Raw genomic sequence first — 18,631 nt, 5'->3', positions numbered from 1 at the left:
ATGCAGTTTGACTCTTTTTCTGATTTTATTGCAATGGGAGGTTATGGATTTTATGTCTGGCTTTCTTTTGGTACATGCGCACTTATTTTACTCGGTATTTTAGTGAACTCTTTGGGAGACACCAAACGTATTATGGCTTCAGTGGAGCAACAAATAATACGTGAAGCGCGAATTAAAAAAGCTAAGCAGGAACAAATCTCATGAATCCAAGACGTAAAAAGCGACTATTGGTAATTATTGCCGTACTGTTTGGTATTGGTGGGTCAATTGGTTTAGTGCTTTATGCACTGCAAGAAAATATTAATCTTTTTTATACGCCAAGCGAATTAATTGATGGCAAAGGCCCTAACAAAGAAAAACCACATATAGGTCAAAAGTTACGTATTGGCGGCATGGTTGTGCCAGGCACGGTTGAGCGTAATGAACAAAGCTTACAAGTAAGCTTTAAGCTAATAGATACAGGTCCATTAGTGACTGTGCGTTATCAAGGCATATTGCCAGACTTGTTTCGTGAGGGGCAAGGCATTGTAGCGCAGGGCGTATTAGTCGAGCCTAATGTTATTGAAGCATTTGAAGTGCTAGCAAAGCATGACGAAGAATATATGCCAGCAGAAGTTGCAGAGGCAGTTAAAGGTATTAAGCACGAAAAACCAAAATACAACTTAGATAGTGGTAATTAGCTATGATCCCAGAAATTGGTTATTTTTCTTTAACGCTTGCCATGGTGCTAAGCGTTTTACTGTGTATTTTTCCTCTTTGGGGCGCGCATACTGGTAATCTTCGGTTAATGCGTGCGGCTCCATCTTTAGCAATAGGCCAGTTTGCTTTTGTACTAATCTCTTTTGCTGCACTTATTTATGCAAGTTTAACAGACGACTTTACCGTATCTTACGTAGCGTATCATTCAAGTAGTACGCTGCCTTGGTACTATAAAATCACCTCTACGTGGGGCGGTCATGAAGGTGCTATTTTATTATGGTTAGTAATGCAAGCGGGTTGGACTGCTGCTGTAGCAGCGCGTTCTAAATCATTACCTTGGGTATTACGTGCTCGCGTACTGGGTGTACTTGGCTTTTTAGGTGTAGGTTTTATGATGTACACCTTACTGCTTTCAAGCCCGTTTGAGCGCCTACTTCCTTATTTTCCGGTAGAAGGGCGTGACTTGAATCCGCTGCTTCAAGATCCAGGTATGATTATTCATCCACCATTACTGTACATGGGTTATGTGGGGCTGTCGGTTGCTTTCTCTTTTGCTATAGCTGCATTGTTAACAGGTAAACTTGATAACACATGGGCTAAATGGTCACGCCCGTGGACGATGACTGCGTGGGGTTTCTTAGGTTTAGGTCTTACTATTGGTAGCTGGTGGGCGTATTCAGAACTAGGCTGGGGCGGCTGGTGGTTTTGGGATCCAGTAGAAAACGCAGCGCTTATGCCTTGGCTTGTTGCAACCGCATTACTGCATTCATTAAGTGTGACAGAAAAGCGCGGTATATTTAAATCATGGACCGTATTACTCGCAATTGCAGCATTCTCTTTAAGTTTGCTAGGTACGTTTATTGTACGCTCGGGTATTATTGTATCGGTACATGCGTTTGCTACAGACCCCGATAGAGGCTTATTTATACTCGCCTTTTTAGGCATCGTTGTCGGTGGTGGCTTGGCGTTATATGCAATGCGTGTGTCACAAGTTCACAGTGAAGGACGATACAAGCTGGTATCGCGCGAAGTGGCGTTATGGCTCAATAATATATTTTTAGTTGTTGCTACATTAATTGTTATGTTAGGTACATTGTTGCCAATGGTTCATAAAGAAATGGGCTTAGGTAGTATTTCTATTGGCGAACCGTTTTTTAATAAGATGTTTGCAATAATTTTAGTACCGTTTGCTATTTTGATGGGTATCGGACCACTTTTACGTTGGAAGCAAAACAAGTGGGCTTTTTTGCAAAACAAAATATTAATGGGCGTATTAGCAAGTGTTGTGATTACCTGCGCTTGGTTATTCTCAAGTTACGATTTAGTAAAACCACTTACGTTATTAGCGACAACACTGGCAGTTTGGATTGCAATATCAACAGGGATTGATATTTACACCAAAGCAGCTGTGCACGGGAGCTTAAAAGAAGGCTTAAAACGCTTTACTGTAAGTTACTGGGCTATGGTACTTGGGCATATTGGTATTGCATTTATTATTGCGGGCGTAACACTTACCTCGGCTTATTCAGTAGAGCGTGATGTATCGATGAAACCGGGTGAAATAGCACAGCTTAATGAGTATGAATATCGCTTTGATGGTGTTAAAACTATCCGTGGGCCAAACTACAGCGGTCATGCGGGCGTTGTATCTGTGCTTAAAAATAATGAGCTAGTAACACGTTTACACGCCGAAAAACGTAAATATGACATTGGTATGCAGTTTATGACTGAGGCGGCAATAGATGCCGGTTTTAAACGTGATTTATATTTAGCATTAGGTGAGCAATTAAGTGGTGATGCATGGTCACTTCGCATTTATCATAAACCATTTGTACGCTGGATATGGATTGGTGGTGTGCTTATGTCATTAGCAGGTTTCATGATTTTGTTTGATAAACGTTACCGTACATCAGCTAAAACAGCCCGTAAAGATGTTCCGGAGAGTGTTTTATGAACCGTAAAATTTTAGCTATTGCGCCGCTTTTAGTGTTTGCTTTTGTGTGTGTATTTTTATACCAAGGTCTTTTTGCCAACCCTCGTGAAATTCAAACAGGGCGGTTAGGTCAAGAAATGCCAGCATTTAATTTACCTGATTTAATGCAAGACAATAAGCAGTGGACTAACGAGTCGTTAAAAGGTGAAGTTTACTTATTAAATGTATGGGGTACGTGGTGCCCAACATGTTTAGTCGAGCTTGGTTATTTAACTAAGTTACGTGAGCAAGGCGTTAAAATTATTGGACTATATTACGTACAAGGTTACGACTCTGATTTTGATGGCCCGTTTGATATGCAATCACTTCGCAGCGAAGTCACTGATATGCTGCAACGTGCAGGTGACCCTTACCAATTTAATATTTTAGATTTACACCGTACTTTGTCGTTGGATTTAGGCGTATCGGGTGCGCCAGAAACTTTTTTAGTCGATAAAAAAGGCACTATTTTGTTGCATCACACCGGTGATATAAATCCGCGAGTATGGCGTGCTAAATTTGCGCCAATTATGCAGGAGCTTAAATAATGAAGTGGTTACTACTTACGCTTAGCCTTTTTGTAAGCATGGGGGCGTTTGCACAGCAAGATCGCTATCAATTTGATAACAACAAACAAGCAATATTGTTTGAAGAGCTAACCAAAGAACTACGTTGCCCTAAGTGTCAAAATCAAAACATTGCGGACTCCGACGCTGTTGTTGCTAAAGACTTGCGCGATAAAGTGCTCGTATTGGTTAAAGAAGGTAAAAGCAAAGACGAAGTGATTGATTATATGATTGACCGCTTTGGCTATTTTGTTCATTACGACCCACCTGTTACACCAGCGACTTTAGTGCTGTGGGTACTACCAGTATTAATTGTAATTGTTGGCTTTGGCTTTATTGTTATTCGCCAACGAAAAGCATCAGTAAAACAAACATGGAGCAGCGACGATGAAATGCTGCTAGCGAAGCTAATTGAACAAAATAAACGTCAGGAGCAAAGCTAAATGATTTTAATGTGGGCGTGTTTTGCCTTACTCACACTGGTTGCTCTTAGCTTTGTTATGATACCTTTTTTAAAAAAAGAGCGTGTTCAAACGATTACTCATAACGCCAATGCTGAATTAATTAGTATTTATGAGCAGCGTTTAGTCGATTTGCAAACTGATTTAGATAATCAACGCATTGATAGCGTAAACCACGCAGAATCAATTGTTGAATTAAAACGTCGCTTATTGAACGAGCTATCACCAGAGAAATCACTTAACAGCAAAGGTAATAACCGTATTTTTGCTTTAACAGGCGGTGCATTTGTTCTTGCACTTACAGGGATTTTTTATAGTTTTACAGGCAGTCAGCAGCAAATTTCGGCTTGGCATGACGCAATGGATAATTTAGCTGATTATGGCGAGCGTGCTGTAATGCAAAAAGGTGAGCCGCTTAGTCAAAATGAGCTGCAGGCTTTTGCATTGGCGCTTCGTACTAAACTTAGCCGCTCTGGCGATGATGAAGTTGCTTGGATGCTACTTGGTCGAGTGGCTATGTCGCTTAATGAATTTGACATGGCGCAGCAGTCATTTGATAAAGCACTACGTATGAACCCTGATAATATGCAGGTTCTTATTAGTTACAGTCAGGTTTTATTACTTGAAGGTAGCGAAGCTAATATGACTCGCGCGGCAGGTATGCTTTCAAAAGTGCTAAACGTTGAGCCTACTAATTTAGATGCTATTTCGTTACTAGCGCTGATAGCGTATGAGCGTAAAGATTGGCCGCAAGCTAAAACTGCATTTGAAGTTTTATTGGCGAGCATGGAAAAAAATGATTCACGTTATAACATGATCTCCGAACGTATTGCTGATATTGAGCAACAAATGCAAAGTGAAGGCTCAGTTATGCCAGTTACTACTACAACGGGTGCTATTGCAGTTACAGTCGACATTGCAAAAGAGCTTATTGATAAACAGCCAAAAGACGGTATTTTGTTTATATTTGCAAAAGCTGCAACTGGCTCACCTATGCCATTGGCTGCTGTTAAGCTTACTAAATATTCATTTCCAATTACAGTTGAGTTGAGTGATAGTAGTGCAATGGTTGCAGGGCTTAACCTATCTAGTGCAGAAAATATTATTATTTCGGCGCGTATTTCTATCGATGACTCTGTTATGCCAAGCTCTGGTGAGCTAGAAGGTCATTCACAGGCGTTAAAGCGTGAAAGTGTAAGTGACTACCAACTTCAAATTGATACATTAATACCTTAAGGACGTTAGATGTTAAAACACAGTTTTACTTTTTTATGTTTATTGATACTAGCCGGCTGTGCTCAAGTCCCTCAAAGCAAAGTAGATGAAAGAGATCCGCTGCAAAGTATTAATCGTCCATTATATGACTTTAATATGGATGTACTGGATGCTTATTTGTTGCGCCCAGTTGCTGTAGGTTATGTTGAAGTAACGCCTGTACCGGTAAGAAACGGTATTGTTAATTTTACAGGTAATATCACCGCACCTGTAGATATGATCAATGCGGGTTTGCAAGGTAAACCGGGTAATGCAAGCGTGAGCTTAGCACGCTTTTTAGTTAACTCTACTGTCGGTCTGTTTGGTATCTTTGATGTTGCAAGCTCACTAGGTCTTGAAATAGTCGATGAAGACTTTGGACAAACGTTGGGTGTATGGGGCGTAGGTGATGGCGCCTATTTAATGCTACCAGGTATGGGGCCAACAACAGCACGTAACCTGACCGGTGATGTAGTCGACAACTTTGTATTACCTGAAGTTGCGCTAACGACTCCACAAACTATTTTAGTATTTGTTTTAAAAGCAGTTGAGGCGCGTGCATCATTAATCCCACAAGAAGGGCTATTAAATGATTCACTTGATCCGTACTTATTTGTAAAAGATATTTACTTCCAGCGTCAAATTTATGAGCTGTACGATGGCAATCCACCAGTTAAAGAAGAGCCAGCTGATTTTGATGAAGACTTTTTAGAAAGTTTATAATTGAAGCCACTAATAAAAACGCCAGCTAAATGCTGGCGTTTTTATTTACTGTTTATATAGAATCTGAACTTTGGCTAGAGAAAAATAAACTTAGATATCATTATGATTCAATATATTAGTAAATGTTTTAACCAGAGTTCGGGTTACTTATTTTTCGTTAACTATTAACTGCATTTGCTCATTAACCCAAGTCAGTGCTTCATGATAGGCATCAGGAACTTTTTCACCTAGGTTTAGTTCTTTCGTTAATTCGTTTGCGGCTGACCAGTTAGCTTGTTCATAATACTTAACTAAGTTTAAATATTTTGCCAGCAAGCCTTCATCGTTTAATAACGCTGCTTTTATGTCATTCGAAAGTGGAAGCTTTTTCATAACGCTTTCCATACTCTCATCTAAAATAGCATCCATAAGAGACATCATACCGGTTAAAAATGCCATGCCGGTATCTTTAAATTGTCCATGGGATATAGCGAGTAACTCACCAAAACGAGCGCGCGTAAGCGATAGCCTAATTAGCTCTACAGGTTTATCTGCTGATACTTGTGCTGCAAATAATAATGATAATAGTTTTTTAATTTCGTTAGCGCCAAGCACTATAAGGGCTTGCTTAATGGTACTTATTTCAGCACGCCTTGCAAAGGCAGCAGAATTTGAATACCTAAGTAATTTGTAAGATAGGTTTACATCACGCTCAAACACATCAGTGATTTTTTTAAGATCCATATCAACGCTTGATGTTTCGTAAAGTAATTCAGCTAATGCCATTTCTGAAGGCGGTAGAGCCTTACTTTGTACCATTTCCGGTTTGGAGAAGAAAAATCCTTGGAAATAATCAAAACCAAGCTCTAGAGCTTGTTGGTAAATTTCATAGGTTTCTACTTTTTCGGCAAGTAACTTAATATGCGAGTGCAGTTTTAAATCATTAAGAACCGTTTTTATTGTATCTATATCAGATGCTAAAAAGTCTATTTTAATAATATCAATAAATGGATAAAAGTGGCGCCAAACAGGCTGATGAATATAGTCATCAAGAGCAATAGTGTAACCTTTATCTTTTAGATCTTTCACTATGGCTAATAATCGCTTCCCAGGTTGCACAGTTTCAAGGATTTCTACAACTACAGTATCTTTGCCCAGTAGTGTTGGGTAGCCCTTTGATAGCGTTTCTAGGGTGAAATTTATATAGGCGGGTTTATTGTCGGTTAAATCTTCTAAGCCGAAATTAAACTGACTACCTTCAATTAGTCGTGTAGTTGCCTCGTCACCGTCTATATCGGGAAATACGTTATCAACGCCATCGCGAAATAAAAGTTCATATCCGATGAGCTTTTTATCTCTGTCTAAAATAGGTTGGCGTGCAGCGTAAAAATACATAAACAGTTCCGTAAGAGTAATCTAATTAGTTATTGTAATAATATATGGCAAAAGACTCAAAATAGCATTACGTATATTTGCTAGATTAATAAATTATCATTAAAAATTAAGGTCTTTCTAGTATTTAATTTATTATATTTCACCAATTCGCTTTAAAATTATTCAACATGAGTATTTTTGTATCAGGTGAGGGCAACAAGTTGGAGATTTTATTATCAAGCATGATATAGTCAGCGAGAATGGTTTTTACCCCAATAGTGTCTTAACTATAAAATTTTAAGAGTCATTATTTGGATTAAAGCCTATTATTAATAATTATGCGGAGGCTAATTTGGAAACAGGAATGATTATTTCACTAGCATTATATTTTATTGTAATGTTAGGTATCGGACTATATGCATATAAGCAATCTACTGACGATGTATCTGGTTACATGTTAGGTGGACGAAATCTATCTCCAAGTGTAGCTGCACTGTCTGCAGGTGCATCTGATATGAGTGGCTGGATTTTAATGGGCCTACCTGGTGCGATGTTTGTTACTGGTTTTAGTAGTACATGGATAGCAATTGGCTTGGTGATTGGTGCTTGGTTAAACTATCTGTTAGTTGCACCGAGATTACGTGTTTACACTGAAAAAGCAAATGACTCTATAACCATCCCAGACTACTTTTCAAATCGCTTCAATGATAAATCCAACCTATTACGTGTTGTATCAGCTGTGGTAATTATTGTTTTCTTTACTCTTTATACTTCATCTGGTGTTGTCGCTGGTGGTAAATTGTTTGAAAGCTCATTTGGTTTAACTTATGAAATGGGTTTATACATTACAACGGGCGTAGTTGTTTTATATACCTTGTTTGGTGGTTTTTTAGCTGTAAGCTTAACTGACTTTGTGCAAGGTTGTATTATGTTCATTGCACTTATTCTAGTACCAACGGTTGCATACTCTTTGCTTGAACAACCTTTAGAATCAACTTTACATAGCGTAAATCCAGATATGCTTAACTGGATTGGTGCAGGTTCTGCATTAGGTATTATTTCTGCAATGGCTTGGGGTTTAGGTTATTTTGGCCAACCACATATCATTGTTCGTTTTATGTCGGTACGTAGTGTTAAAGATATGCCTAAAGCACGCCGTATTGGTATGACATGGATGATTGTTGCTGCCATTGGTGCTGTTGGTACTGGTATATTTGGTGCAGCTTATACTTATGAGAACAACATTGTAGTTGAAGACCCTGAAACAATTTTCTTAATTCTTTCTGAGTTGCTGTTCCACCCACTTATTGCTGGCTTTTTACTTGCTGCAATTTTGGCTGCGATTATGAGTACTATCTCATCTCAATTATTGGTTAGTTCAAGTTCATTAACAGAAGATTTCTATAAAACATTCTTACGTAAAGATGCCAGTGATAAAGAGCTAGTTGCTGTTGGCCGTATAAGTGTTGCCGTAGTTGCTATGTTCGCTATTTATTTAGCTTACGACAGAGATAGCTCTATTTTAGACCTAGTAAGTAATGCGTGGGCTGGCTTTGGTGCTGCGTTTGGACCACTTGTATTGTTTAGCCTTTATTGGAAACGCATGAACTTTGCTGGTGCGTTAGCTGGTATGTTAGTAGGCGCATTTACTGTGCTAATTTGGATATATGGACCATTTACTATCAATGGTGAAAGCTTAAGTAGCTTTATGTACGAAATAGTACCGGGCTTTATTTTAGCGAGTATTGCAATTGTTGTTGTTAGCTTAGTAACAAAAGAGCCTGAGCAAAACATCACTGCTTTATTTGATGAAGTAGAAAAAGAGCTTTAATTAGCAATTACTACTTATTTTAAAGTGAGTAGTAATTAATACCAATCCGCAATAATACTTAATCATTTTGCGGGGCTAAACGTGTTGCTACCGGCGTTAAAAAATTCTCATTTAGTACAACTAAATATCGAATTTTTGCCTAGCTATCAACACGTTTTTCCACCCTAAAGAGATCATTTAATTAAGCGAATTAGTATAATAAAAAAGGGAGCAACTTAGTTGCTCCCTTTTTTATTTAGTTTGTCCCGTTCGAGGAGGGAACACTCTATGAATTAACTTACTTTTTTATCGTTGTTATCTTCAATTGATGCAACGTTATCTGACTTTTTACTTTTTGCTGGCGCTTTGGTAACAGCTGGATCTTTGCCACCTTTTAATATGGTCATAAAATCATCTTTGCTTTTCGCTATTTCTAAAGCAAGTGATTCAATTTGTTGCTCACTAAGCGGTACGTCTACCTTTTCTAGCATCAGCTCAAGTGATTCTGCTATATCGAGCATCTTGTCATAAGCATCAGCTTCTTTTTTGGTAGTAAACGTCATACGCTCGACTCCGTTTCGTTCTACAACATATTTAACAACAACAGCCATGATTTCTCCTGCAAAATTGCTTGGCACCGTGGTTTTTAAAAAACCATTAGATTACTGTTTTTATGTACAGTAATGGTTTGTAAGTAAATTTGCAAGCGCGAAGTATTAATTTTTAGGTGTCTTAAATTTGACAAAAAACGGTAACTTTACTTTAGTTAAGCAATCACTTTGTTGTACCAGCTGCATTTTCAGGATTTCGGATCATAGTGATAATGCGTTTAGGTACACTTTAAGTGATGAACTTTACAGTTCCTTATTTATTGATTTCCTGAGCAATACTCAAAATTAAGAAAAGAAGAATAAGGGCAAGTTTAATGAAAACGTTAAAAAATTTACTCATCATAAGTTTATTATGTTTACTACCCGCGACTACCGCGTATGCACAATTATCAGAAGTAACTAAGCAAATGCCTCAAGCTGAGACAATTAGTATAAATAATGCTGATGCAGAGATGCTTGCTAAGTTACCTGGTATAGGTAAGAAAAAAGCGCAGGCAATTGTGGATTATCGTGAAGAAAATGGCGAATTTAAAAGCGTTAGTGATTTATCGCAAGTTAAAGGGATTGGCAAAAAGCTTTTAGCTAAATTAGAGGGGAAACTTACACTTTAATATTTCTAAATAGTAATCAGGGTGCTAGGCGCCCTGATTAAATTGTTTTAGTGCATCGCTTAAGTGCTTTTTAGCAAAGTTAATTTCAATAGGTGTAGTTAATAGTGGATAGCACAATCCGCCAAGTATCAAAAATGGTATTAATATCCAACCTTTAAATACAGTGAATATTAAAAATAGTGGGCTAAGTAATAGCAGTTTTATAATACGCAATAGAACTTTATCAGTTGGCGATAGCTGACTTAATGCAAGCGCAATTACGTCTTGACGCTGGCGTACTTTTAAATGCTTAAGCTGGTCTAATTGGCTTGAAAAAAATGTAAACATATCAAATCGACTTTTTAATTGATAAACGGGCAATAATTATAATAAATAGCGTTAGTGAGAAAATCCCAAATATCACTTCCATCCAAGCAGGCATGCTCATGCCAACAAACTGCCAATCTATATTTCCACAATCCCCGGTAGCTTGAAAAAAGCTAGGTATCCATTCATGTAGTGGCATAAATGATGGGAAATTTGGTTCAAACTCGCAGCTAAATGCAAAAGGGTCTGTGGTGGTCTGCATATCAATATGTTCGCGAGCAATTAAGTATCCCCAAACACTCGATATTCCCCAAATAACATACGCTATCATACGCACAGTTTTACTTTGTGGTTTACTTGAGCCTACAATCCCTGCGCCTAATAACCCCAATACTGCAGTGCGTTGATATATACACATTATGCAAGGCGCTAACCCCATTTTGTATTGAAAGAAAAGAGCGGTAACTTCAAGTAAAAAAACGATAGCTGTAAATAAAAGCCACGGGGTTCGTTGGGTAGGTAATTGTGCAAGCCAGTTCATAAAAATTCCGCGTTTTAATAGGACGTTAGATTATGACGTAGGATAAAGTATGCAGCAACAAAAAGGAAAAAAAAGCTACCGAAGTCGCTTTTTATAAGATGAAATTAATGACTACTCAATTCAGCCTTAGCAAAGGTTAAATGACGTTCTATTATTTTCCCATCGATACATAAGCTCAGTTATATTGCTTACTTATACTAAGGTGATGCATCATCTAAAGAATTTTTTATGGTTGCACTTTTTTGTACTTTTTCTTATGGCAAGTGCGGGATAAGTTAATTAAGCTCAGGCGCTGCGTAAATAAAAATATCTCCATAATAACAATGTACCTACAATGAATATTACTCTAGATATTCATGCATTGTAGCTAAATTAGAGAAACCCAAATTTAATTATTTATTAATTTTAAATTTCTACCCATTTGCTTTATTAATATATATTACTTTACTTGTTAGTTGTGCTTCGTCTGGTACAATCAGTCAGTTATTCGTGTAAAACGATGAGTGTTGATTAATTCGAGTGGGAACTGGATGAGAATTTTTAAAGCGAAAAGCCCAGCAGGATTTGCTGAAGAATATATAGTTGAGTCCATTTGGAACGGCGATTTCCCTCCAGGTTCAATTTTACCTGCCGAGCGAGAACTTTCAGAGTTAATTGGTGTTACAAGAACAACCTTGAGAGAAGTATTACAGCGTTTAGCACGTGATGGTTGGCTAACAATTCAGCATGGTAAACCTACAAAAGTAAATAACTTTTGGGAAACGTCTGGCTTAAACATTCTTGAAACATTAGCGCGCTTAGATGAAGACAAGATGCCAGAGCTGACAGATCAGCTTTTATCTGCACGTACTAATATTAGTGCTATTTATACACGTGCTGCAATTAAGTTAAATCCTGAGCGCGTGATTGAAATTTTATCACAAAGCCATGAGCTAGAAGACACCGCTCAAGCATTTGCTGACTATGATTATAAAGTGCATCACGAATTAGCCGTTGCGGGTAATAACCGTATTTATGTATTAATACTTAATGGTTTTAGAGGCTTTTATTCAAAGATTGGTTGTCATTACTTCTCTGATGCCGGAACTCGTGAACTTGCTCGTCAGTTTTATAAAGATTTAACCATTTTGGCAGAAAATAAAGAGCATGATGGTGCTATTTCGATGATGCGTAAATACGGTCATCAAACAGGTGAGATTTGGCAAAAAATCCGTGGTGATATGCCCTCAGATATAATGGACTAAGTCTAAGCGAGAAACCTGCATTTGCAGGTTTTTTTATATCTATAAAATTTAGCGCCACCGTATATGAAATTCTAAAAAGTTTAATGTATAAACCACTTCGATATTTTTAAAATTTCTACTTAGTTACAACGCAACTTACCCTTTAAAATAGACCTATTATTTAAGCATATTAGTGCAAGTTGCAAGTGTTCGTTATTTTCGATTGCTCACATCGTTAAATGCGATTGTTCTTTTGCAGTGAATAACTTTAGAATGCCAATTAATTATATGTATGCGCTATTGGTTTTTAATTTTTAGCGCCCATATAAGTACCAGCATTGCGAAAGCAATTGAAAACAAACTCAAAATATTTGGAGAATAAAATGGGTGTATTAGTAGGCCGCCAGGCACCAGACTTTACCGCTGCAGCTGTTCTTGGTAACGGTGAAATTGTAGATAACTATAACCTTCATGAAACAATTAAAGGTAAAAAAGCAGTTATCTTCTTTTACCCACTAGATTTCACGTTTGTATGTCCTTCTGAACTTATTGCATTTGATAAGCGTTTTGAAGAGTTTCAAAAGCGTGGCGTAGAAGTAATTGGTGTTTCTATCGATTCACAATTCTCACATAACGCATGGCGTAACACTGCTGTTGCAGACGGCGGTATTGGTAAAGTTCAATACGCACTAGTTGCAGACGTTAAACACGAAATTTGTAAAGCATACGACGTTGAGCATCCAGAAGCGGGTGTTGCGTTCCGTGGTTCTTTCTTAATTGATGAAGAAGGTAACGTACGTCACCAAGTAGTGAACGATTTACCACTAGGTCGTAACATCGACGAAATGCTTCGCATGGTTGACGCGCTAGCGTTCCACACTGAGCACGGTGAAGTATGTCCTGCTGGTTGGACTGAAGGTAAAAAAGGTATGGACGCAAGCCCTGAAGGCGTTGCTAAGTTCTTATCTGAAAACGAAGGCGAGCTATAATTTAGCCCTTAGTTTTAAATAAAAAAACCGCCAATTGGCGGTTTTTTTATTTGTAGCGTTAGCTCACTTTAAAATAAGCTCGCAAAGTTAAAACGAGAAACTAACTTTAGTGTAGAAGTATCGGCCTCTAGGGTTGTGTACACCTGAGGCATAACCGTATAGATCAGCGTCGCCATCACCAATTGCAAATGGTGGCTCTTCATCAAATAAGTTATTTACACCTAGCGATACTTTAGTTGAGTCAGTAACACGATAAGATGTTTGTAAATCTACCAATGTTTGCGAATCAACCATACGTGATGTATTGCTATCAAAGTCTAAATTACCGTCAAAATCAATATCTGGGGTATCTTCAAACTCACCTACATAACTGATGTTTACGTTTGTATTAAACTCGCCAATTTCCCAGTTTGTAGAGAAAATCCAGCGGTGCTCTGGATAGCCATACTCACCGGTGTAATCGCGGCCATCTTTTTCAAATTTATCTTGGTATGCCCATTCTAAATTAAATTTCAATAAACCTAAGTCATCAAGTGAGTGATTGTAGTTAGCTGAAACATCGACCCCAGATACTTCTTGCGAAGAAACGTTTTCAAATGTGCTGTAAATTTTTTGAATTGTTCCTAAGCTATCGCCACCTGTAGGTGTTAAGCGCACACATACAGTACTATCTTGGTTATTACACTCAGAGTTATAAATTGGACCAAACTCTTGCTCATCAATTTTGTTATCTTGAGTGATGCTCCACACATCGACACTTAAACCAAACTCAGCAGAAGGCGCCCAAATAAAGCCGACATTCCATGATTCTGATTCTTCAGCTTCAAGGTCAGGGTTACCAGCAAATTCAATGTTGTAATCAAGTGCATCACAATCAAGGCCCGTTGCTTCACATCGGTATGTATCTACAAAGAATTGGCTTTCTTGAGATGGACCTAAACCAACTTGTGCCAGAGAAGGCGCTCTAAAGCCTTGTGCCCAAGAGCCACGCACTGTGATTTCATCAGTAGGCGCCCAGCGAAGAGCTACTTTAGGGTTTGTTGTTGTACCGAAGTCACTGTAGTCATCGTAACGGCCAGCAAGTTGTAGCTCTAAATTATCAGCAAGAGGGATAGAAAACTCGACATAGGCTGCGTATTGTTCACGATCTGCAGATGCAGATACAGACTCTGTGCCAAATATTAAACCACGTTGAAATTGATCATCTGGAATGTCATTAACGTCTTCTTCACGGTACTCAATACCTGCAGCCATCATTACTACATCATCGCCAAAACTAAATGCTTCACCTGTAATGTTTGCATCAAAGGAAGTCATGTGAGACTCACCACGACGCACTAAGCTTGTTGTAATACGATCAATTACAGCAGGGTCGTTGTATGTGCCACCAAATGGATTGTAGTTTCCTGCATCAATTTCTTGTTGTAAGAAATCAGTACGCACCCAACCTTGTGTTCTATCACCTGTTTGCAAAGATTTACTTCGGCCTTTTTGTACAGCGGTTTCCCAGCTCCAGTCATTAAACTCACCTCTAAGCCCTGCAACAAAGCGAAGAGTATCTGATTCAATATCCCATTGGCGTGCGCCAGCATCAACTGTACGGTAACGACCAATTTGAATGTCTTCACCAAATGGATTGTTAGGGTGGCTAGCTGGGACAGTTAAGCCTGCATCTTCATCAAGGGGAGTAGGGGCTCCGGCCGCAACAGACGTATTGTGCTGTACTGCCATTTCTAAAAAGCCCGTAATGCCATTATCAAAGTTATATTCAAATTGAGAAATAGCACCCACGCGTTCAGACGCTGGTGCGATATAACCGTAGGGGCCGTAATCAAATAAACAACTGCCGCTTGAAGTTGCATTTTCAGCAGGACAAGCCGGATCAATTGTTTTAACACCGTCTACATAAAAATATCCAGGGAAGCCACGAGATGAGCGAAAATCTTCACCACCATAAGGTGATTGATTTGCTGTACCTAAGCTGCCCATTTCATCAGAAGAAAGAGATGTATTTTTAAAGTAATCGATAATAACTGATGCGCTACTTTTCTCGCTAGTAGTACCCCATACTAAACTTGCTGTTGTTTCTTCATAATTGGGACCATCAGTACCACCGTAGCCCAAATTAACTTCAACACCGTCAATGTCTTTTTTCAAGATTACGTTTACCACACCCGCCACTGCGTCTGAGCCGTAGATAGCTGAAGCACCATCTTTTAGTATATCGATTCGCTCAATGGCAGAAACTGGGATACTGTTAATATCTACAAATGAGTTTGTGATACCTTCGGCAAATGCACTAATAGATACACGACGGCCATTGATTAGTACGAGCGTAGCATCAGCACCTAAGCCACGTAAACTAACAGCAGCAGACCCATTTGCAGTTGAATCTTGGTTGTTACCACGTGTTGAGAAAGTACCGCTACCCGCGACAGGCATTCTTTCGAGGAGTTGTTGTAGGTTGTCATAACCCATGTTCTCAATATCAGCTCTTGCGATTGATTGAACCGGAGAAGGTCCTTCGATATCTGAACGTTTGATTCGTGAGCCAGTTACTTCAATGCGCTCTACTTTGTTAGCTTCTTCAGCAGCGTAAGTTGTTGTTGTAAAACCTGCTGAAAGTGCGATTGTAGCACCTGCAATTAAGCTAGGTGTAAATGCAGTTGATTGCTTCATCCTTAAGTCCTTGTTGATATGTTATAAATTTAGTTGCTCTTTACCAATCCTTTTTAAACTGTTAAATAAATCCCATATTTAAGCGGATTGATATAACAAGCGACGACATTAATATCATGTAACTTAAGTGTTAGCAATTAGACTGAAATGTGATTTTAGTATGGTTTTTTGTGTATTTTTGGATGATTTTAAAACAGATGTTATGCGCTGAAGAAGGTTGAAATAGGCGCATATGCTTTATTTTGGAAATAACAAATACAGCCTAAATGCGAGTAATAATTAAATTAATTAATTCACAATAAAATTGTAATAAATTATTTACATGTATATTCTGAATGAATAGTAATCTTGTTGTATATTAATAAAACAAATAATAGTTGGTTTTTTTTAATAAAAAAAACGCCTAACTTGTTAGTTAGGCGTTGTGCTTATACTTTGTGTTTCATTAAACGTTCTTTTTCGCGAGACCAATCTTTATTTTTCCCGTCGTCACGTTTATCGTGCAACTTTTTACCTTTTGCTAGATGAAATTCAAGTTTCACCCAACATTTTTTCCAGTACATAGCTGTAGCTATTAATGAATAGCCATCTCGCTCTGTTGCACCGAGTAGACGGTCAAGTTCGCGTCTGCTTAATAGTAACTTACGATAACGCAACGGATCGCAAATTACATGGGTTGATGCACTATTAAGTGGCTGGATTTGCGCGCCAAGCAAAAATGCTTCGCCATTTTTAAGATGAATATAAGTTTCGGTGATGTTTACCTTACCTGCTCGGATACTTTTTACTTCCCAGCCTTGTAGTTCAACACCTGCTTCAAACTTATCGTGTAAAAAATACTCATGTCGCGCTTTTTTGTTTAGCGCGATGGTATTACTTGTCGATTTTGATGAATTTTTCTTAGCCATAGTGCCCTATAATATACGTAATGTGAGATGTTTTACATCGATTTTTTAATAATGCTTTTAAAAATTAAGCTTTAATTTAAGCAGCATGAAAATTTGGGGAAACGCGCAAAGCTTGCTAAAATTCGCCCACACAGTTGGGAGTGAGTATGCCACAAATAGAAAAAAGTGCGCTGGTTATGTACAGCACTAAAGAGATGTTTGATCTAGTTAATGATGTAGAAGCTTATTCGCAGTTTTTACCAAATTGCTCAGACTCAAAAATTGTTTCACAGCATGATAATAACATGACCGCGAGTTTAGAAATATCCAAGGCGGGTATAAAAAAGTGGTTTACCACCGAAAACACCTTTGTTGATGAGCAAACAGTGTTACTAAGCCTTGTTGATGGACCATTTAAGATGTTAAAAGGACGTTGGCACTTTCAAGAGCTTGACGCCAAAGCATGTAAAGTTCACTTGCAACTAGAATTTGAATTTTCAAGTAAGTTAATAGAGCTTGCCTTTGGTAAGATTTTTAACGATGTTGCAAAAAATATGGTGAGTGCATTTACTCAACGTGCAAAACAGGTTTATGGAGCGAGAGCATGATTAATGTTGAGGTGGTATTTGCATTACCAACCACGGCCACGTGTTTATCAATTGAAGTGCCACTAGGGACTACAGTCGAGCAAGCTGTTATTCAGTCAGGTATTATACAAAAGTGCCCTGAGATAGATGCTACATCGCTAACTTTAGGTGTGTGGAATCGAACTGTAAAAGCTAACTATGAGTTAAAAGACGGTGACCGTATAGAAATATATCGTCCATTAATTGCAGATCCTAAAGATGCGCGTAGAAAGCGTGCAGAAAAAGCTAAAGAAGAAGGGCGTGCAAATAAAATAACGGGTGGCCGCCCACTCGAAAAGTAACGAAAATCGGTATAAACGTGGAAAATTTAACGGATTAAATCACACGCTGACGTTGTTTAAAATGGTAAAAGCTTTTAAATAAACCAATAAAAAAGGTGAGCCATGCTCACCTTTTTTTACCACTTGAGAAATTTATTGCTCGAGCGGTGTAGTAAAGTTTTCAGGTTGGTCATAATCACCTGAAATTGAAACTAACTTTTCATTTTCAAAGTTAATTACTAACTCTTTATTTTGCTCGTTTTTACGGCCTTTATTGAAGCTGTAAATATAACGCCAAGTATTGTTATCAAAGGCGTCTTCGGCAATAGGTCTGCCTAATACGTAAACAACTTGCTCTCGAGTCATATTTACACGAAGTTTTTCAACATCCGATTGCTCTAAAAAGTTGCCTTGTGGGATGTTAATTCGGTATACCCAGCTAGAGCAACCTGCTGCTGAGCTAAGTGTTAAAGCAACGATAAGCCAAAGAGAAAAAGTTTTTAACGACTGCATTGTTAGTTGTGATCCTTATTTTTTATAATCTGCATGATACCGATTAGTCACTGAAGGTAAAACCCTTTTAAGCAATTGTTTTATGTTAAGGGCGTTAAGGTAATGTTTTGACCATAAATAATGAAAAAAGTTTACAGCACATCGAAACGAATATTTTAAAAACGGAGTCTACTTGGTTTTTATATATAGTTGAGACACGATTTGGTCATTGGTACACAGGGATCACGACTAATGTTGAAAAACGCTTTGCAACTCATCAAGCCGGCAAAGGGGCCAAAAACCTTAGAGGGAAAGGGCCGCTTTTACTTATTCATCAACAACAAGTTGGTAATAAAAGTGAAGCAAGTAAACTTGAGTATCAATTAAAAAAGCTCCCTAGAGCCAAAAAAGAAGCATACGTTTTAGCATTTAATACCGGCGACACAAAAATCATTTAGTTAATTTACTTAGATTAAACCTTATTCGCTGTGGGCAAAAGCTAGCTTTTAATATAGCTTTTGCTCATAAAGGAAATATAGCCGTTATA

The 18,631-nt window shown here is 38.2% G+C and carries 21 protein-coding genes; 14 read left to right on the top strand and 7 right to left on the bottom strand.

All coding sequences use genetic code 11. The annotated features are described in order from the left end of the window. From ccmD to H5092_RS00380, 7 genes are read left to right on the top strand one after another with little or no spacing between them, the layout of a single operon-like run. The gene (gene ccmD, locus H5092_RS00410; RefSeq protein WP_182732707.1) at positions 1 to 204 is read left to right on the top strand and encodes a heme exporter protein CcmD; all 204 of its coding nucleotides are present in this window, start codon (positions 1 to 3) and stop codon (positions 202 to 204) included. Next, positions 201 to 680: a cytochrome c maturation protein CcmE gene (ccmE, locus tag H5092_RS00405; RefSeq protein WP_002959283.1), complete on the top strand. Its 480-nt coding sequence runs from the start codon at positions 201 to 203 to the stop codon at positions 678 to 680. Before ccmD ends, ccmE begins: the two co-directional genes overlap by 4 nt. A gap of 2 nt (positions 681 to 682) precedes the next feature. Next, positions 683 to 2,653 (top strand): heme lyase CcmF/NrfE family subunit, encoded by a 1,971-nt coding sequence (locus H5092_RS00400; RefSeq protein ID WP_182672316.1) that lies wholly within the window; start codon positions 683 to 685, stop codon positions 2,651 to 2,653. Continuing rightward, complete coding sequence (locus H5092_RS00395; RefSeq protein ID WP_182732706.1) at positions 2,650 to 3,219, top strand: redoxin family protein; 570 nt, start codon at positions 2,650 to 2,652, stop codon at positions 3,217 to 3,219. The genes H5092_RS00400 and H5092_RS00395 overlap by 4 nt, the downstream gene beginning before the upstream one ends. Further along, complete coding sequence (locus H5092_RS00390; protein ID WP_002959280.1) at positions 3,219 to 3,680, top strand: cytochrome c-type biogenesis protein; 462 nt, start codon at positions 3,219 to 3,221, stop codon at positions 3,678 to 3,680. Before H5092_RS00395 ends, H5092_RS00390 begins: the two co-directional genes overlap by 1 nt. After that, entirely contained in the window at positions 3,681 to 4,934 is a 1,254-nt protein-coding gene (gene ccmI, locus H5092_RS00385) for a c-type cytochrome biogenesis protein CcmI (protein ID WP_024595353.1), read from the top strand. It abuts the gene before it with no gap. 9 nt (positions 4,935 to 4,943) lie between these two features. Next, positions 4,944 to 5,675 (top strand): VacJ family lipoprotein, encoded by a 732-nt coding sequence (locus H5092_RS00380; protein ID WP_182732705.1) that lies wholly within the window; start codon positions 4,944 to 4,946, stop codon positions 5,673 to 5,675. A gap of 147 nt (positions 5,676 to 5,822) precedes the next feature. Here the strand turns inward: H5092_RS00380 and H5092_RS00375 are convergent, their stop codons facing one another. Continuing rightward, a complete protein-coding gene (locus H5092_RS00375; RefSeq protein ID WP_004335679.1) occupies positions 5,823 to 7,049 on the bottom strand; it encodes an EAL and HDOD domain-containing protein in 1,227 nt (408 codons plus the stop codon). 331 nt (positions 7,050 to 7,380) lie between these two features. On the opposite strand from H5092_RS00375, the gene putP reads away from it, so the two are divergent. After that, the gene (putP, locus tag H5092_RS00370; RefSeq protein ID WP_149602304.1) at positions 7,381 to 8,859 is read left to right on the top strand and encodes a sodium/proline symporter PutP; all 1,479 of its coding nucleotides are present in this window, start codon (positions 7,381 to 7,383) and stop codon (positions 8,857 to 8,859) included. Between the two features lie 272 nt (positions 8,860 to 9,131). On the opposite strand, the gene H5092_RS00365 is transcribed toward putP, so the two are convergent. Continuing rightward, positions 9,132 to 9,449, bottom strand: a complete 318-nt coding sequence (locus H5092_RS00365; protein WP_004335683.1) for a YebG family protein — start codon at positions 9,447 to 9,449, stop codon at positions 9,132 to 9,134. Between the two features lie 314 nt (positions 9,450 to 9,763). On the opposite strand from H5092_RS00365, the gene H5092_RS00360 reads away from it, so the two are divergent. Then, entirely contained in the window at positions 9,764 to 10,060 is a 297-nt protein-coding gene (locus H5092_RS00360; RefSeq protein ID WP_024595349.1) for a helix-hairpin-helix domain-containing protein, read from the top strand. Between the two features lie 24 nt (positions 10,061 to 10,084). On the opposite strand, the gene H5092_RS00355 is transcribed toward H5092_RS00360, so the two are convergent. Together H5092_RS00355 and dsbB are read right to left on the bottom strand one after the other, a co-directional pair. Then, the gene (locus tag H5092_RS00355; RefSeq protein ID WP_024595348.1) at positions 10,085 to 10,387 is read right to left on the bottom strand and encodes a DUF6170 family protein; all 303 of its coding nucleotides are present in this window, start codon (positions 10,385 to 10,387) and stop codon (positions 10,085 to 10,087) included. 1 nt (position 10,388) lies between these two features. Continuing rightward, on the bottom strand, positions 10,389 to 10,907 hold the full coding sequence (dsbB, locus tag H5092_RS00350; RefSeq protein WP_024595347.1) for a disulfide bond formation protein DsbB: 519 nt from the start codon (positions 10,905 to 10,907) through the stop codon (positions 10,389 to 10,391). Positions 10,908 to 11,437: 530 nt separating this feature from the next. Here dsbB and fadR point away from each other — a divergent pair. Further along, positions 11,438 to 12,151: a fatty acid metabolism transcriptional regulator FadR gene (gene fadR / locus H5092_RS00345; RefSeq protein WP_004335692.1), complete on the top strand. Its 714-nt coding sequence runs from the start codon at positions 11,438 to 11,440 to the stop codon at positions 12,149 to 12,151. A gap of 362 nt (positions 12,152 to 12,513) precedes the next feature. After that, a complete protein-coding gene (locus H5092_RS00340) occupies positions 12,514 to 13,119 on the top strand; it encodes a peroxiredoxin (protein WP_182732704.1) in 606 nt (201 codons plus the stop codon). Positions 13,120 to 13,206: 87 nt separating this feature from the next. On the opposite strand, the gene H5092_RS00335 is transcribed toward H5092_RS00340, so the two are convergent. After that, positions 13,207 to 15,798, bottom strand: a complete 2,592-nt coding sequence (locus tag H5092_RS00335) for a TonB-dependent receptor (RefSeq protein WP_182732703.1) — start codon at positions 15,796 to 15,798, stop codon at positions 13,207 to 13,209. A gap of 428 nt (positions 15,799 to 16,226) precedes the next feature. After that, a complete protein-coding gene (gene smpB / locus H5092_RS00330) occupies positions 16,227 to 16,706 on the bottom strand; it encodes an SsrA-binding protein SmpB (protein WP_004335699.1) in 480 nt (159 codons plus the stop codon). Positions 16,707 to 16,852: 146 nt separating this feature from the next. On the opposite strand from smpB, the gene H5092_RS00325 reads away from it, so the two are divergent. Further along, entirely contained in the window at positions 16,853 to 17,293 is a 441-nt protein-coding gene (locus H5092_RS00325; RefSeq protein WP_182715998.1) for a type II toxin-antitoxin system RatA family toxin, read from the top strand. After that, entirely contained in the window at positions 17,290 to 17,613 is a 324-nt protein-coding gene (locus H5092_RS00320) for an RnfH family protein (RefSeq protein ID WP_138488725.1), read from the top strand. The genes H5092_RS00325 and H5092_RS00320 overlap by 4 nt, the downstream gene beginning before the upstream one ends. Positions 17,614 to 17,745: 132 nt before the next feature. Here H5092_RS00320 and H5092_RS00315 read toward each other — a convergent pair whose 3' ends face one another. After that, positions 17,746 to 18,105 carry an outer membrane protein assembly factor BamE gene (locus H5092_RS00315; protein WP_004335706.1) on the bottom strand — a complete coding sequence of 120 codons (360 nt, stop codon included), beginning with the start codon at positions 18,103 to 18,105 and terminating at the stop codon, positions 17,746 to 17,748. Between the two features lie 107 nt (positions 18,106 to 18,212). Between H5092_RS00315 and H5092_RS00310 the strand changes: the two genes are divergently transcribed. Beyond that, positions 18,213 to 18,542, top strand: coding sequence for a GIY-YIG nuclease family protein (locus H5092_RS00310; protein ID WP_024594786.1), 330 nt, complete (start codon positions 18,213 to 18,215; stop codon positions 18,540 to 18,542). The last annotated feature ends 89 nt before the right edge of the window (positions 18,543 to 18,631 follow it).

The organism is Pseudoalteromonas sp. SR41-7, from assembly GCF_014163935.1.
In the GTDB taxonomy this organism is placed as follows: domain Bacteria; phylum Pseudomonadota; class Gammaproteobacteria; order Enterobacterales; family Alteromonadaceae; genus Pseudoalteromonas; species Pseudoalteromonas distincta.
This window is presented reverse-complemented; position numbering and strand designations above follow the sequence as displayed.

Bases quoted from the DNA above. Each gene is read 5' to 3' on its own strand.
- ccmD (WP_182732707.1), top strand. From the start codon at position 1: ATGCAGTTTGACTCTTTTTCTGATTTTATTGCAATGGGAGGTTATGGA.
- ccmE (WP_002959283.1), top strand. From the start codon at position 201: ATGAATCCAAGACGTAAAAAGCGACTATTGGTAATTATTGCCGTACTG.
- H5092_RS00400 (WP_182672316.1), top strand. From the start codon at position 683: ATGATCCCAGAAATTGGTTATTTTTCTTTAACGCTTGCCATGGTGCTA.
- H5092_RS00395 (WP_182732706.1), top strand. From the start codon at position 2,650: ATGAACCGTAAAATTTTAGCTATTGCGCCGCTTTTAGTGTTTGCTTTT.
- H5092_RS00390 (WP_002959280.1), top strand. From the start codon at position 3,219: ATGAAGTGGTTACTACTTACGCTTAGCCTTTTTGTAAGCATGGGGGCG.
- ccmI (WP_024595353.1), top strand. From the start codon at position 3,681: ATGATTTTAATGTGGGCGTGTTTTGCCTTACTCACACTGGTTGCTCTT.
- H5092_RS00380 (WP_182732705.1), top strand. From the start codon at position 4,944: ATGTTAAAACACAGTTTTACTTTTTTATGTTTATTGATACTAGCCGGC.
- H5092_RS00375 (WP_004335679.1), bottom strand. From the start codon at position 7,049: ATGTATTTTTACGCTGCACGCCAACCTATTTTAGACAGAGATAAAAAG.
- H5092_RS00365 (WP_004335683.1), bottom strand. From the start codon at position 9,449: ATGGCTGTTGTTGTTAAATATGTTGTAGAACGAAACGGAGTCGAGCGT.
- H5092_RS00360 (WP_024595349.1), top strand. From the start codon at position 9,764: ATGAAAACGTTAAAAAATTTACTCATCATAAGTTTATTATGTTTACTA.
- H5092_RS00355 (WP_024595348.1), bottom strand. From the start codon at position 10,387: ATGTTTACATTTTTTTCAAGCCAATTAGACCAGCTTAAGCATTTAAAA.
- dsbB (WP_024595347.1), bottom strand. From the start codon at position 10,907: ATGAACTGGCTTGCACAATTACCTACCCAACGAACCCCGTGGCTTTTA.
- fadR (WP_004335692.1), top strand. From the start codon at position 11,438: ATGAGAATTTTTAAAGCGAAAAGCCCAGCAGGATTTGCTGAAGAATAT.
- H5092_RS00340 (WP_182732704.1), top strand. From the start codon at position 12,514: ATGGGTGTATTAGTAGGCCGCCAGGCACCAGACTTTACCGCTGCAGCT.
- H5092_RS00335 (WP_182732703.1), bottom strand. From the start codon at position 15,798: ATGAAGCAATCAACTGCATTTACACCTAGCTTAATTGCAGGTGCTACA.
- smpB (WP_004335699.1), bottom strand. From the start codon at position 16,706: ATGGCTAAGAAAAATTCATCAAAATCGACAAGTAATACCATCGCGCTA.
- H5092_RS00325 (WP_182715998.1), top strand. From the start codon at position 16,853: ATGCCACAAATAGAAAAAAGTGCGCTGGTTATGTACAGCACTAAAGAG.
- H5092_RS00320 (WP_138488725.1), top strand. From the start codon at position 17,290: ATGATTAATGTTGAGGTGGTATTTGCATTACCAACCACGGCCACGTGT.
- H5092_RS00315 (WP_004335706.1), bottom strand. From the start codon at position 18,105: ATGCAGTCGTTAAAAACTTTTTCTCTTTGGCTTATCGTTGCTTTAACA.